This is a genomic window from Flagellimonas spongiicola, assembly GCF_023502425.1.
Classification (GTDB): domain Bacteria; phylum Bacteroidota; class Bacteroidia; order Flavobacteriales; family Flavobacteriaceae; genus Flagellimonas; species Flagellimonas spongiicola.
Genome location: NZ_JAMFMA010000002.1, coordinates 53,312 through 67,544, shown reverse-complemented (window position 1 = coordinate 67,544; position 14,233 = coordinate 53,312). Strand labels below are relative to the sequence as shown.

Below are 14,233 nucleotides of genomic sequence, written 5' to 3'. Positions count from 1 at the left end.
AATACAATATCTTAACAGTCTATAACAACCTAAAAACGAACATCATGCGCAATTTTTTGCTTTTATTGTGTGCTGTAGGATTCTTCACGACAGCAAACGCACAATCTGATTATGAACTGGTGGAACAGACCCTAAATTATTATATGGAAGGAGGATCCAACCGGGATTTTAGTACCTTAAAGAAGGCATTTCATGACACAGCTACAATGAAATATATCACCGATGAAGGGTATAAAGAAGTAAATGCTCTTGAGTTTTTCAGTGGGATGAAACCAGGTGATCGTGTGGACCGCAAAAACCGAATTGCGGAGATTACGATATCAGGACATGCAGCCAATGCAAGATTAGAGTTGGAGTACGCCGATTTCACTTTTGTGGACTTCATGAACTTGCTCAAAATCGATGGTGAATGGAAAATCGTAAATAAAATTTTTTACAAGAGGATGGATTGATCCTTAATCCCTAAACTTTATTCAAAATGAAAAAAACTGTAGTGTTACTTACGGGAATTCTTGCATTGTCTGCGTGTAACCAGATGGAAAAGCCGCAACAGCAAGAAGTAATATCGGAAACCATAACCAAAGATGAAGCCTTGGATTTGCTTCACACATGGACCAATGCTTATTTGAGTGGAGAAGCCGCCCCATTGATTGAAGTATTGGACGATTCTTGGGTCTATTCAGGGTCAGGTGATGGGACAACATCCAATAAAGTGGCGACCATAGATGAATTCAGTAGTGCCGATTACTCTTTTGATGAGATAAAATATCAAAATCTCGATGTTCGCCTGTATGGTGATATTGCTGTGGTAAGGGGTAGTGAGCGCATGGTGATTTTGGACAGTACTAAGCAAGATACTACCATATTACGACTTCGGTTTACCGACGTTTACCAAAAGAAAGATGGAAAGGTAAAAGCGATAGCTACGCATAGTTCACCTATTGTGGAATAAGGATTTTACTTGACAGATGATTTAGCATTTTGGTTGAAAAAAGTTAAATAAATCTAAGTAGGGATTCGAATCAGTTGTAACTTGAATAGTTGTTTAAATCCTTAACGAAAGTGCTATCATGCCCAAAACCCAATATCAAGTTTATGTGATTGAGTTGTCTAAAAAGGTGTTTACGGAAAACGCAAGATTTCGAAATGCAAATCCCCAATTCAACGGAGTTTTACAATGTTTGTACGTTGGGATGACTAGTAAGACCCCTAAAGAACGCTTTCAACAACATAAGACCGGCTACCGCAATAAAAAAGGCCATAAGTTGTCCTCAAACATTGTGCAGAAATATGGCATGTATCTCAGACCAAGTCTGTACAATCATATCGCCCCAGTATCCACTAGGATGGAGGCACTTAAATTGGAAGAGAAGTTGGCTCTGGAATTGCGTAGACAGCGGTATGCGGTTTGGTACAATTAAAAGGATGAAAGTGACCCCAATCTTGTACAGAATATTAGGTTTGGCATGAAGTTTAACCGAAAAAAACTACATAAAAAAGAAAGAAATTTCATCTTATTTTAAAATCCATTAAGTTAGAGGTTCAAATATCAACCTACTAGTCTACCTCTAGATGTTTAAAACCCCATTCTCTTTTAAAGGCCGTATCCGCAGATTGGAATATGGCCTGAGTATTATAGTTTATTACCTAGTCCTAGGATTTTTTGCCATTATACATGAACAATTCCTTTTGGACGATTTTTGGTGGTTACTACCCATACCGATTTTAATGGCGTTTCTCTTAGCGCAAGGTGCCAAGCGTTGCCATGACCTTGGGAATAGTGGTTTTTATCAATTAATTCCCTTTTACGGCATAGTCATGCTGTTTGTGGAAGGTAATGCAGATGAAAACAAGTTCGGACCCAATCCTAAAATGTCTATTCCCAAAACTAAGGATGAAAGTTTCAATTCAAAAGAATATTCCCTAAGACAGTTGATGAAAATTGCGCTTCCTGCAATCTTAATAAATGTTTTCATTATTGCTGTCATTATGCAAATGTTCCAAGATAACCCTCTTTTGGTTGGCATTATGATTTTCGTTCCTATGTTCATTTGTGTATTCCTGATGTTATTAGGTATGGGAGGAGGAAAGGACTTATATACCCAGTCAAAAACGCTGTTATCATTGATTTTGACATACACGTTTCTATATTACTTCTTTCTTAGGATTTATACCGTTGTTGTATTTGATTCAACCCCAAAACTGGAAGAATGGTATTTCGAGTTGATATTGTTAGCCGTCTTCTTTTTCATTTGCTTAGTCACCTTCATCCTCTATTTTTTGATTTTCAGAAATAGAAAAAACAAAGGAAGTATTATCGTACCAAAGTTTGTTTCTGTCCTAGTATTCGGTATGATTTTGATGCTTGGCTTCATACAGGGTACCACTACAAGTTCTAAAGCTATAATTAAATGGTCCGATAAAATCTTGACGTGGGAAGATTTTGTTTTGGTAAACACAATGGATGAAGACTATGTTGCTGATATTTATTCCAACATTGAATGCCCTGAATTGATAACTGATGGTAATTCAACTGTTTACGCTTATATGGATCCTAATTATTCTCATAGACTAAAAGGTGAGTTTGATTCCTATAATGTATTGGTACATGAGCAATACCATTTCAACATCACAGAATATGTTGCACGATTACTAAGAAAAGATTTAGTAGAACTAGGTCTGGGTGGTTTAAACTTTGATATAATCAATGATCTTAAAACAAAATATGACAAAAAGCTGGATAGCCTACAAAACGTTTATGATAGTATATCGGATCACAATGGAAATTACAAAGAACAGCGTTACTGGGAGCTCAAAATAGATGATTGGTTAAGACAAACAGCATATTACGAAAATGAAGATATTCATCAATATCAAAACTTTCAAAAAGGGAGAACCAATTTCTTTAAGCATATCTACTTTACCAAAACCAACAAAATTTTGACCTCTTATCCGGTAATGGAAGCAAATGCCAAATTCGGTGCGGTTTATGAAGTCATTTATCCTTATCACGGTGAGAAAATCATAAAGTACTATAAGAACGGAATACTTCAAAATGGAGGATATTTTAAAACGGCAGTAACCCGGTTAATAGAAAAGGATAATGGTGTTTTTGAAATACATTATTTAAACTCCAAAGAACTTTACAACACAAATTTGAAGTTTTCCCTTTTAAAACGTACTTCAGACGAGGATCAAAATGTAATACTTCATTACTACGATTCAGAAGGTAAAAGAGTCGAAAATGGCAGTGTTTTTGAAACAAGATGGCATTACAACAGTGGCGATAATTCTTTTCTCTCTAATTATTATGATTCAAAAGGAAAAACAATTAAAAATGATGAGGGCATATTCTCCGTTAGAAGAACCCTTGACTCTCTAGGTAGAACTCGAGTCTATGAAAACCTTGATTCGAAGGGAAGGCTTACCATAGACGGCGATTTTGGAGCAAAATATGTGTATGAGCTAAATGAAAATCACAAGAAAACCAGTTATAGAATCTATGACAGTAACAACAAACCTGCATACCATTTAAACGATTATTACTTGAAATACGAATATGATGAGCGTGGCAATACCGTTAAAGTAAGTTCACTTAATGAAGATGGTCAAAATACCTACGATAGCAATGGAGCTTCTATTTACACCTTCACTTATGATTTAAATGACCGTCAAACAAGTGTAAAACGCTTTAATAAAAATGGTAAAGCAATTGTTGCCAATGATGATTACCATTCGCAGGTCAAAGATTATGACTCTTTGGGGAGAATTCAGTTCGAAGCATATTATTACCCTGGGTACGTATTAAAATATAGTGATAACAAATGGGGTGCAAGGAAATACGAATATATTGGTGACAGTATTGTAAGAGAACATAATTTAGATGTCTATGGTGATGCATTGGAAAACAACTCTGGTGTTGCTATGATCCGAAAAAAATTAGATGGGAATGGAAATCTGAAATCAGAAGTGTATTATGATTCTGACGGGGGATATGCCAAGACAGATGATGGTGTTGTGGAACATAAATACGAATATGACAGCAACGGAAATAAAATTGAGAATAGTACCCATGATTCCCTTGGGGATTTAATAGCGTTTGAAGCAGATGTGGCGATTATAAGGTGGGAATACGATAAACGGGGTAATAAGTTGAAGACCACCTATTTTAATAAGGATAATGAGCTGGCAATGGCCAATCAAGGTGCAACCTATAATGTCTATGCTTATAATAAGAAAAATCAAATTATAAGAAGAAGTAATCTCGATATTACTGGGAGCCCTGTTACCCATGATGGAGTATACCAAACCAAATTCCTATATAATCGTTTTGGCTTGGATTCGGTAAAACTTGAATATGGAATTGATGGCAACTTAAAAAATGGTGTAGCCATTACTAGATATTATTATAATCGTTACGGAAATAAAGTGCTTACTCAATTTTATGATGCCAGGAATAATCGAATTGAAAATTCAGATGCCGTGAGTGCTATTAAGATTAGATACAATGGCCGTCACTATGTAGACAGTTATGAATATTTGGGGCGTAATAATAGATTAGCCAATAATGTGGATGGAATTGCCGTGGAGTCTTACGTGTTAAATGAATTGGGTCATACAATGAGTTATAAGTATCTGGATAAAAATAGAAAACCTGTAATTGGCCCCAACGGCTATCATAAAATCCAATATGAATGGGGCGAAATGGGTGAGACTTCCAAATCAACGATTTATGATACAGATTTGAGTTTGTTGGAAGACGTCAACGGAACTGCAATTTATGAATACCAATTAGAACCTTCTGGAATTTACTCTGAAGTAAGACGATATAATAAAAAAGGAAAATTGTCCAATAACAATGATGGAGTTGCTATTACTAAGTATACACCAGCATTGGACGGATTGTATTTTTTGGAAGATGAATTAAATGCCAATAGAGAGTCCGTTAGAGATACCATTTCTGATTAAATCGGACTTGTTTGGAGGTTCCAAGGAATTAATAATTCATAAGTAATTATCTTATGCGTCAGTTTTATTACGCAAACTTCTTTCTATAAATTTCATAAATAACAGAAATTGGAAGTTCTTACCATACAACTCGCAACTCAAAACTCCATTCCATGAGACAAGTTTTTCTATTATCTGTAATCGTTCTCTGCTTTTCCTGTAAAAAAAAGGAATCGATACCAACGCTTGAATTCACTGCTGATGGTTTACAGGAATCTGTCGAAATTGTACGGGATAAATGGGGGGTAAATCATATTTATGCAAAAAATCAGCGTGATCTATTTTTTGCCCAAGGTTATTCCGCCGCGTCCGACAGACTTTTTCAGTTTGAAATTTGGCGAAGACAAGCAACAGGAACCGTTGCGGAAATACTTGGTCCAACAGAGTTGAATCGGGATATTGGGACACGTTTGTTTATGTATCGGGGCGATATGACCACCGAAATGAATCATTATCACGATGACGGTGTTGAAATCATAACAGCCTATACGGACGGCGTGAATGCTTACATCGATGAGATATTGAAAACCCCAAATAATCTGCCTATTGAGTTTAAGTTACTAGGGATACAACCCGAAAAATGGACACCTGAAGTAGTGATTTCCCGACATCAAGGATTGCTGGGCAATATCACCCAAGAACTGCAAATAGGAAGAGCGGTTGCTAAACTTGGCGAAGAAACGGTAAAGGACTTGTATTGGTTTCATCCAAAAGAGCCAGACTTGAATCTGGATCCCAGCATTGATTCTGATTTGTTATCAGATGACATTTTAGCCTTGTACAATGCCTATCGAAAGCCGGTTGCGTTTACGAGCGATCATGTAATCCCGGAATATAGGAATACAACAGCGGAAGAAATTTTAACGTTTCAGGATCATTTGCAAGGAGATTCTTTGGCTATTGGCAGTAATAATTGGGTGATAGAGGGAAATCGAATGGTAGATGGCAATACGTATATGGCCAATGATCCCCATAGAACATTGGCTACCCCATCCTTGCGGTATATGAACCACCTTATTGCACCTGGGTGGAATGTGATCGGTGGTGGAGAACCCGAGATTCCTGGTATTTCCATAGGTCATAATGAATATGGTGCTTGGGGATTAACGGTCTTTAGAACCGATGGAGAAGATCTTTACGTTTATGAATTGAATCCAAATAACCCAAGCCAGTATAAGTACAAGGGAGAGTGGGTGGATATGACACAGCTTACTGAAACCATTAAAGTAAAAGGGCAGGAAGACCATGAGGCGAAGCTCTTTTACACCGTTCATGGTCCAGTGACCTATATTGATACTGAAAACCATGTTGCCTATGCCGTACGTTGTGCTTGGTTGGAACCCGGTGGTTCCCCATATTTGGCGTCTTTGCGGATGGACCAGTCTAAATCGTGGGATGAATTCAGAAATGCGTGTGATTACAGTCATATTCCTGGAGAAAATATGATTTGGGCGGATAAAGAAGGAAATATTGGCTGGCAGGCTGTTGGAATAGCTCCTGTCCGCAGAAATTTCAGTGGTCTTGTGCCTATACCCGGTGATGGTAGATACGAGTGGGACGGATATCTACCAATTATCGAAAAACCCAATGCCCATAATCCAGAAAAAGGTTATATAGCCACGGCCAACCAAAACGTTACTCCTGAAGATTATGCCCATTGGGATGCTATCGGGTTTTCATGGTCGGACCCCTATCGTGGGGATCGTGTGGATGAGGTTTTGACTACCGACAAAAAGTTGACCATGGAAGATATGAAGGCGTTACAAACGGACTATGTCTCTATCCCCGCAAGAATTCTTGTTCCTATGTTGGAAAAACTTGTTTTTGAGGAAAGCGCAGCGAATGCAAAAGAACGGTTGGCAGATTGGGATTATAAGCTTGAAGCGAATTCGATAGCAGCAGCTATTTATGTAGCATGGGAAAATCAAATTAAGAAGATGGCAGGTGAACAATTCATTCCAGATGAAGGTAAAGGGATTGTGCCTGGAATTCAGCCGGCTCGGATTATGGAATGGTTGAAAAACCCCGATGATCGGTTTGGTCCAACACCAGTTTTAGGACGAAATGAATTTTTGACCCATGCGTTTTCCGCAGCTGTTCATGATTTAGAAGTTTCATTGGGTTCAAATATGGATTCTTGGCAATACGGGCAAAGAAAGAACAAGCATACGTATCTGGAGCATGCATTAAGTAAAGCAGTTAACGATAGCCTAAGAACCAAATTGGATTTAGGCCCCTTACCAAGAGGTGGAAATGCCTATACTCCAGGTTCTACAGGAAGTAATTTACGTCAGAGTAGTGGGGCTACCTTTCGCGTTATTGTGAATACGGGGGATTGGGATGCTGCAATTGGCACCAACAGTCCAGGGCAATCAGGTGACCCGGATAGTCCGTTTTATGGTAATTTGTTCGAATCGTGGGCAAAGGATGCGTATTTCCCGCTCTATTATTCCCGACCAAAAATAGATTCTGTGGCAGTATCTTTGACTCATTTGCTTCCTAGAGGGAATCATTAAAAAAAACCATCTGGCGGGTTACTAAATTTTAGTAAACGAATTATTTAAGGAATGCAAAATGAAATAATAATTATTCAGAATTCACCGAGAGTTGAAGTCGTTTTCCGTGAGGATGACTTTGAGATATTGAAGTCAGGTTCCATACTAATTAATCCTACTAATTATTCTAAAGTTAGAAGAGTGAATTTTGTTAAAGGGAAAATTCCTTGGTTTACGGGAATGTTAACAACGATAATCGATTTGATTACAGGACATGGGGTAGGTCATTGGAAAAGGGGAAAAGGTAAATTTGAGTTGAAGACTGAAGATTATGATTATAGTATTGACCTTTTAAAGTATGATAGAGACCAAACTCCATTAGCAATTAAAATGTTAAATGAAAAGTCCAGTTAGAAACTTCGAACTTACAATTGCTCCTTAATCTTTAATAATTCCGCCTTTACCTTTTGTAGTTTTTGAATTACCTCAAAAGTGGAGAGGGTTTTTTGTTTTTCTTCCTTCAAATGGATTTTTGCTCCTTCGAGGGTAAATCCACGTTCCTTGACCAAATGGTAGATCAATTGAAGGTTGTGGATATCCTGGGGTGTAAATTTTCGGTTACCCTTGGCATTCTTTTTAGGTTGCAATACATCAAATTCCTTTTCCCAAAAACGTATCAGAGAGGTATTCACGCCAAATGCTTTGGCAACTTCGCCAATACCGTAATATCGTTTTTCAGGAAGGTCTATGTGCATTAATCCAAGGATTGGTTCTCCTGTGTAGCAAACTTGAGCATATTCTCAAACTCTTCCGCTGTTAAACTTCCATAGTAGAAGTTAATAGGGTTGATGCGCTCTTTGTCTTTAAAGACCTCGTAGTGCAAATGTGGTGCCTGTGAGCGTCCTGTGTTGCCAATAAAACCGATTAAATCACCACGTTTAACTTTTTGTTTTTTGGTAACATTGTATTTGCTCAAATGAGCATATAATGACATATAGCCGTAGCCATGATCTATTCGTATGTGTTTCCCATATCCAGAAGAGCGATTATCTGCCCGTACCACCACACCATCTCCTGTAGCGTAAATAGGCGTGCCTCTTGGTGCAGTAAAATCCATACCACGATGCATTTTTCGCGCTTTGGTAAAAGGATCGGAACGCCATCCATATCCAGAGGCCATTCGAGTTAAATCCTCATTTCGTACCGGTTGAATTGCAGGGATGGCTGCTAGTAATTTTTCTTTTTCCTCAGCCAGCTTCGCAATTTCGTCCAAGGATTTGGATTGAATGACCATTTGCTTTTGGATGATGTCCAATTGCTGGGTGGCATTTATGATGATTTCCGAATTATTGAAACCTTCCAAGGATTTATAGCGATTAACACCCCCAAATCCAGCCCTTCGCTGTTCTTCAGGAATCGGATTGGCCTCAAAATAGAGTCGATAAATATTATTGTCACGTTCCTCAATATTGGCCAATACCTGCTCCATCTGCTCCATTTTCTTGGACAATATCTCAAACTGAAGCTCATAATTTCGGACCTCACGATCTAAGGACAATTCCTTTGGCGTATTGACCCAACTTGTATTCAATAAGATGATTAATCCTAGAAAGCCAAAAAGTGCAGACCCCAAGAGAAAAAAGAAGAGATTCCGGTACCGTTTGGATTTTTTGGGCTCAATCTTTCGATATGAGAGGGTATCCGGATCGTAATAGTACTTAACTTTAGACATGAAGGGATTTTATCCTATTTTTGCGCATTCTATTTTAAGGAGAACAAACAAATATAAAAATTGTTTTACTTAAACTGTTAATTTTAATAAAACCCTAGCATTTCCGATGACATCCCAAGAAGTAAGAGCACAGTTTTTAAGTTTTTTTGAAGGCAAAAAACATAAGATTGTTCCTTCTGCACCAATGGTCATGAAAGATGACCCAACATTGATGTTCACCAACGCAGGGATGAACCAGTTCAAGGAGTTTTTTCTAGGAAATTCAATATCCAAATCCAAAAGGATCGCGGATACGCAAAAATGTCTTCGTGTTAGCGGCAAGCACAACGATTTGGATGAGGTGGGAAAAGATACCTACCACCATACCATGTTCGAGATGTTGGGCAATTGGAGTTTCGGGGATTATTTTAAGAAAGAAGCTATCCATTGGGCCTGGGAATTGCTCACTGAGGTCTATAAAATAGATAAAGAAAGCCTGTATGTGTCTGTTTTTGAAGGAAGTGAAGATGCGGATAATTTAGAAATGGACAAAGAAGCCTTTGATTTATGGAAGGCTATTGTGCCAGAAGACCGCATCATCATGGGCAACAAAAAGGATAATTTTTGGGAGATGGGTGATCAAGGCCCTTGTGGTCCTTGTTCAGAAATCCATGTGGATATAAGAAACAAAGAAGAAAAAGCAAAAATTCCCGGTGCTTCACTGGTAAATCAGGACCACCCAGAGGTCGTGGAAATATGGAATTTGGTCTTTATGCAGTACAATCGTAAAGCCAACGGTTCCCTAGAAAGTCTGCCTGAAAAGCATGTGGATACTGGGATGGGTTTTGAACGATTATGCATGGTATTGCAAGGTGTTCAATCCAATTATGACACCGATGTTTTTACCCCGCTCATTCGGGAAATAGAGATTATTACTGGTAAAAAATACGGGAAAGCGGAAGATACGGATATCGCAATTCGTGTTGTAGCTGATCACATTAGGGCAGTAGCTTTCTCCATTGCTGATGGTCAGTTGCCTAGCAACAATGGTGCAGGCTATGTCATCAGAAGAATTTTAAGGCGCGCAATACGCTATGGGTTTACATTTTTAGGAACTAACAAGCCCTTTATTTACAGGTTGGTAAAAGTATTGGGGGAGTCCATGGGGAAGGCCTTTCCAGAACTTCGTGAGCAATACCAACTCATTGAGAATGTGGTCAAGGAAGAGGAAAGTTCCTTCTTGAGCACCTTGGAACAAGGACTTGTGTTGTTGGATTCCGTAATCAAATCCGCGCCTACAAAGACCATTGATGGGGAAAAGGCTTTTGAATTGTATGACACTTTCGGGTTTCCAATTGATTTGACCACCCTCATCTTGGAAGAAAAAGGCTATACTTTGGATGTAGATAGCTTTGAAAAAGCACTCAAAGCCCAAAAAGACCGTTCTAGGGCAGCATCAGAAATATCCAAAGAAGACTGGACAATACTCTTAACGGATGCTGAACAGGAATTTATTGGATACGATCGATTGGAAGCCGATGTGAAACTAGTGAAGTATCGTAAGGTAACTTCCAAAAAAGGCGGTGACCAATATCAATTGGTCTTCAACCTTACCCCATTTTATGCTGAAGGTGGTGGTCAAGTTGGTGATAAAGGATATCTGGAAGCCTCAAACGGCGATGTGATCTATATTCTGGATACCAAAAGGGAAAACAACGAGATTGTTCATTTTGCTGAGAATCTCCCAAAAGATACCTCCGGGACATTTAAAGCGGCGGTTGACAAAAAACAACGTTGGAGAACCGCAAGTAATCATACAGCGACTCATTTACTGCATCAAGCCTTACGAGAAGTCCTAGGAACCCATGTAGAACAAAAGGGGTCTGCAGTCCATTCCAAATACCTACGATTCGATTTCTCCCATTTTTCCAAGATGTCTACGGAAGAACTTCGGAACGTGGAGAATTTTGTGAATGCTCGGATAGAAGGCCAATTACCTTTTGAAGAAAACCGAAACATTCCGCTGCAAGAAGCGATGGATCAAGGCGCAATGGCTTTGTTTGGTGAGAAATATGGAGACACGGTAAGAACGGTGCGCTTTGGGCAATCCATTGAGTTGTGTGGTGGCACACATGTAAAGAACACGGCGGATATCTGGCACTTCAAGATTGTTTCCGAGGGTGCGGTTGCAGCCGGCATTAGACGTATTGAGGCTATTACATCGGATGCGGTCAAGGAATTTTATTTCAAGAACAACAGAATGCTTTTTGAAATCAAGGATCTTCTGAACAATACCAAAGAACCAGTAAAAGCAGTTGCAAGTCTGCAAGAAGAAAACAATTCCCTTAAAAAGCAGGTAGAGCAGCTTTTGAAGGATAAGGTAAAAGGTCTTAAAAGTGAATTGATCTCAGAATTGGAAGACATCAATGGTATCCAATTTTTGGCCAAACAAGTAGACTTGGATGCTTCGGGAATAAAGGACTTGTCCTTTGAAATTGGAGGTCAAGTAAGCGAATTGTTTCTGCTCTTGGGGTCCGAAAAGGACGGAAAAGCCATATTAAGTTGTTACATTTCAAAGGATTTGGCGTCCAACAAGGGATTAAATGCCGGTGCCATTGTTCGGGAACTGGGTAAATTTATCCAGGGAGGTGGAGGTGGACAACCGTTTTTTGCTACCGCAGGAGGTAAAAATCCAGCGGGGATTCCTGAAGCCTTGAGCAAGGCTATGGAAATAATAAATGCCACAACTTAAAAAGTGTCCTTTAGACTAAAGCATATTAACTGGAAATATATTGTTGGGGAAATCCTATTGTTATTTGTGGGCATTAACTTGGCCATATGGTTCAACGATTGGAATTCAGCTAAATCCATTCAAAAAGACAAGGAAATTGCCCTCACCAAGATTAAGGGTGAAATAGAAGCCAATTTGGTGCAACTTGTTGAAAATCGCACTGAAAATCAAAAAATCCCGCCTTTTGTTCATGAATTGGACGGTGCGCTGAATGAACAAGATCAATTGCTGTTATCACCTACTGATTGGGAAAATTTTAGGGCCAAATACCCAAATTTTATTGTAGCCATTGATTCTGTTTTTATAGGCGATGGCATCTATAATTATATCAGTGATACCAGTTTGTATTTGGAAATAACGGATTTGAGCAGCATTGCTTGGGAAATTTCAAAATCTACCGGTATTTTCCATGAATTTGGTTATGATTGTTTATACGATCTTCAAGGCATGTACTATACCCAGGATTTAGTTCGTGATGAGATGAAGAAGGCTACAGATGCGCTGAGCAATCGAAGTATTGACGATTTAGTTAAGGTGCTCAAAATTATAAACCAATTGGAGGTACAATTGGAAGGGCAATATCGCGATATGATAGAGAATATTGATAATTGCAAATAACATGCAACTTCAAACAACGATTCCGTGGCAACCATCGAAAAACCCTGTTGGTTATGCTAGTAGAATACTGCTACTAGGTTCTTGTTTTGTCGAAAACATTGGCAAAAAGCTGGATTTTTATCAATTTGCAACAAGGCGTAATCCTTTCGGAATATTATTCCACCCCTTCGCAATACAAAATTTAATCCATAGGGCGCTAGCAAGTCAATGGTATACTAAAGATGAAGTTTTTATGCAAAATGGCCGCTGGCTCTGTTTTGATGCACATTCTGATTTAGCTGCCACTTCACAAGAGCGTTTAGTGGATGATTTGAACAATGCGCTTAGAAGTACAAAAGAGGAATTGGAATCGGCCACCCATCTAATCATTACGCTGGGGACGGCTTGGGTTTATCGGAATAAGGCAACCACTAAGGCTGTGGCAAATTGCCATAAAGTACCTCAGAGGGAATTTGATAAGGAATTGCTGAACCTGGAGCAAATTTCAACTTGTTTAAACGGTATTGTAGCGCAAGTTGCGGCTGTGAATCCAAAGGCCCAGCTTATTTTTACACTTAGTCCGGTTCGGCATATAAAGGACGGATTTGTTGAAAATCAACGGAGTAAGTCGCATCTACTAACGGCAATACATCAATGTCTCAGTCAGAATGAAGCCACTGCTATGGTGTCCTATTTTGAAAGTTACGAAGTCATGATGGATGAACTTAGGGACTATCGGTTTTACGACAAGGATATGGTACACCCCAATAGTGTAGCAGTTGACTACATCTGGGCGCGATTTAAAAGTGTATGGATTTCCCAAGGGGATTACGAAGTAATGCACAAGGTAGAGGAAGTACAAAAAGGCTTAAACCATAGACCATTCAACCCAGAATCTTCGGATCACCAAATATTCCTGCAATCCTTGGAGGCCAAAATCACGTATCTACTACAACGATATCCGTTTATGAAATTCAGATAAATGAGAAAGATACTGCTAGGTGCCTTAATTGCGCTGACGTCTATATTTATTTATAAATCTTGTTCGGAGTACACAGATAGGAAAGCGCTATTGAAGGAAAATTCAATGTTAATTCAAACGGAATTGCAGCATGTTTCCAAATTAATTGTAACTGAAGGTCATTTTGTCGAGGTGTTGAATTATGCCGACACCAAGGAATTGTTTGGACAATTGCTAACAGCGGATAAAAGAGCCTTGGTTGTTGTTAATGCAGACGTGACCATTGGATACGATTTATCCCAACTGGACTATACATTGGATGAGGCTCGGAAAACAATCACAATAGAGTCAATTCCAGAACCGGAAATCAAAATCAATCCTGACTTTCAATATTATGATGTAACGGCCGATTACTTTAATCCTTTTGACGCCTCAGATTATAATACCATAAAGGATAACGTAATGGATGCTTTGCGGATGAAAATAGAGGCTTCAAACCTTAAGTCCAATGCGGAAAATAGATTGATCAGCGAATTATCTCGAATTTACCTGATTACAAATTCTATGGGTTGGACTTTGGAATACCATGGTGAAGTCATCTCAGATACTTCAAATTTTTTGGATTGATTTGTTTTTGTAACATTGACGGGATTTATCAGTCTTAAAATAAA

At 38.8% G+C, this 14,233-nt stretch carries 12 protein-coding genes; 10 read left to right on the top strand and 2 right to left on the bottom strand.

Going from position 1 to position 14,233, the window contains the following annotated elements; genetic code table 11:
- Nucleotides 1-44 precede the first annotated feature (44 nt).
- The 6 genes from M3P19_RS06650 (at nt 45) to M3P19_RS06625 (ending at nt 7,916) form a co-directional block, all read left to right on the top strand.
- Nucleotides 45-452 (top strand): nuclear transport factor 2 family protein, encoded by a 408-nt coding sequence (locus tag M3P19_RS06650; RefSeq protein WP_249656873.1) that lies wholly within the window; start codon nt 45-47, stop codon nt 450-452.
- Nucleotides 453-478: 26 nt separating this feature from the next.
- Entirely contained in the window at nt 479-952 is a 474-nt protein-coding gene (locus tag M3P19_RS06645; protein ID WP_249656872.1) for a nuclear transport factor 2 family protein, read from the top strand.
- Between the two features lie 118 nt (nt 953-1,070).
- Entirely contained in the window at nt 1,071-1,421 is a 351-nt protein-coding gene (locus M3P19_RS06640) for a GIY-YIG nuclease family protein (RefSeq protein ID WP_249656871.1), read from the top strand.
- 151 nt (nt 1,422-1,572) lie between these two features.
- On the top strand, nt 1,573-4,968 hold the full coding sequence (locus M3P19_RS06635; protein ID WP_249656870.1) for a DUF805 domain-containing protein: 3,396 nt from the start codon (nt 1,573-1,575) through the stop codon (nt 4,966-4,968).
- A gap of 152 nt (nt 4,969-5,120) precedes the next feature.
- Nucleotides 5,121-7,523, top strand: coding sequence for a penicillin acylase family protein (locus M3P19_RS06630; protein WP_249656869.1), 2,403 nt, complete (start codon nt 5,121-5,123; stop codon nt 7,521-7,523).
- A 51-nt stretch (nt 7,524-7,574) separates the two neighbouring features.
- On the top strand, nt 7,575-7,916 hold the full coding sequence (locus tag M3P19_RS06625) for a hypothetical protein (protein WP_249656868.1): 342 nt from the start codon (nt 7,575-7,577) through the stop codon (nt 7,914-7,916).
- A gap of 11 nt (nt 7,917-7,927) precedes the next feature.
- Here M3P19_RS06625 and M3P19_RS06620 read toward each other — a convergent pair whose 3' ends face one another.
- Together M3P19_RS06620 and M3P19_RS06615 are read right to left on the bottom strand one after the other, a co-directional pair.
- Entirely contained in the window at nt 7,928-8,257 is a 330-nt protein-coding gene (locus M3P19_RS06620) for a MerR family transcriptional regulator (RefSeq protein WP_249656867.1), read from the bottom strand.
- On the bottom strand, nt 8,257-9,234 hold the full coding sequence (locus M3P19_RS06615) for a M23 family metallopeptidase (protein WP_249656866.1): 978 nt from the start codon (nt 9,232-9,234) through the stop codon (nt 8,257-8,259). The genes M3P19_RS06620 and M3P19_RS06615 overlap by 1 nt, the downstream gene beginning before the upstream one ends.
- A gap of 106 nt (nt 9,235-9,340) precedes the next feature.
- Here M3P19_RS06615 and alaS point away from each other — a divergent pair, with 106 nt between their 5' ends.
- The 4 genes from alaS to M3P19_RS06595 are packed head-to-tail and all read left to right on the top strand — an operon-like array spanning nt 9,341 to nt 14,189.
- Nucleotides 9,341-11,965: an alanine--tRNA ligase gene (alaS, locus tag M3P19_RS06610; protein ID WP_249656865.1), complete on the top strand. Its 2,625-nt coding sequence runs from the start codon at nt 9,341-9,343 to the stop codon at nt 11,963-11,965.
- 3 nt (nt 11,966-11,968) lie between these two features.
- The gene (locus M3P19_RS06605; RefSeq protein WP_249656864.1) at nt 11,969-12,622 is read left to right on the top strand and encodes a hypothetical protein; all 654 of its coding nucleotides are present in this window, start codon (nt 11,969-11,971) and stop codon (nt 12,620-12,622) included.
- Nucleotide 12,623: 1 nt separating this feature from the next.
- A complete protein-coding gene (locus M3P19_RS06600) occupies nt 12,624-13,583 on the top strand; it encodes a GSCFA domain-containing protein (RefSeq protein ID WP_249656863.1) in 960 nt (319 codons plus the stop codon).
- Nucleotides 13,584-14,189, top strand: coding sequence for a DUF4230 domain-containing protein (locus M3P19_RS06595; protein ID WP_249656862.1), 606 nt, complete (start codon nt 13,584-13,586; stop codon nt 14,187-14,189).
- The last annotated feature ends 44 nt before the right edge of the window (nt 14,190-14,233 follow it).

What these genes read in the sequence shown, in the direction of transcription:
- M3P19_RS06650 (WP_249656873.1), top strand. Translation starts at nt 45, where the DNA reads ATGCGCAATTTTTTGCTTTTATTGTGTGCTGTAGGATTCTTCACGACA.
- M3P19_RS06645 (WP_249656872.1), top strand. Translation starts at nt 479, where the DNA reads ATGAAAAAAACTGTAGTGTTACTTACGGGAATTCTTGCATTGTCTGCG.
- M3P19_RS06640 (WP_249656871.1), top strand. Translation starts at nt 1,071, where the DNA reads ATGCCCAAAACCCAATATCAAGTTTATGTGATTGAGTTGTCTAAAAAG.
- M3P19_RS06635 (WP_249656870.1), top strand. Translation starts at nt 1,573, where the DNA reads ATGTTTAAAACCCCATTCTCTTTTAAAGGCCGTATCCGCAGATTGGAA.
- M3P19_RS06630 (WP_249656869.1), top strand. Translation starts at nt 5,121, where the DNA reads ATGAGACAAGTTTTTCTATTATCTGTAATCGTTCTCTGCTTTTCCTGT.
- M3P19_RS06625 (WP_249656868.1), top strand. Translation starts at nt 7,575, where the DNA reads ATGCAAAATGAAATAATAATTATTCAGAATTCACCGAGAGTTGAAGTC.
- M3P19_RS06620 (WP_249656867.1), bottom strand. Translation starts at nt 8,257, where the DNA reads ATGCACATAGACCTTCCTGAAAAACGATATTACGGTATTGGCGAAGTT.
- M3P19_RS06615 (WP_249656866.1), bottom strand. Translation starts at nt 9,234, where the DNA reads ATGTCTAAAGTTAAGTACTATTACGATCCGGATACCCTCTCATATCGA.
- alaS (WP_249656865.1), top strand. Translation starts at nt 9,341, where the DNA reads ATGACATCCCAAGAAGTAAGAGCACAGTTTTTAAGTTTTTTTGAAGGC.
- M3P19_RS06600 (WP_249656863.1), top strand. Translation starts at nt 12,624, where the DNA reads ATGCAACTTCAAACAACGATTCCGTGGCAACCATCGAAAAACCCTGTT.
- M3P19_RS06595 (WP_249656862.1), top strand. Translation starts at nt 13,584, where the DNA reads ATGAGAAAGATACTGCTAGGTGCCTTAATTGCGCTGACGTCTATATTT.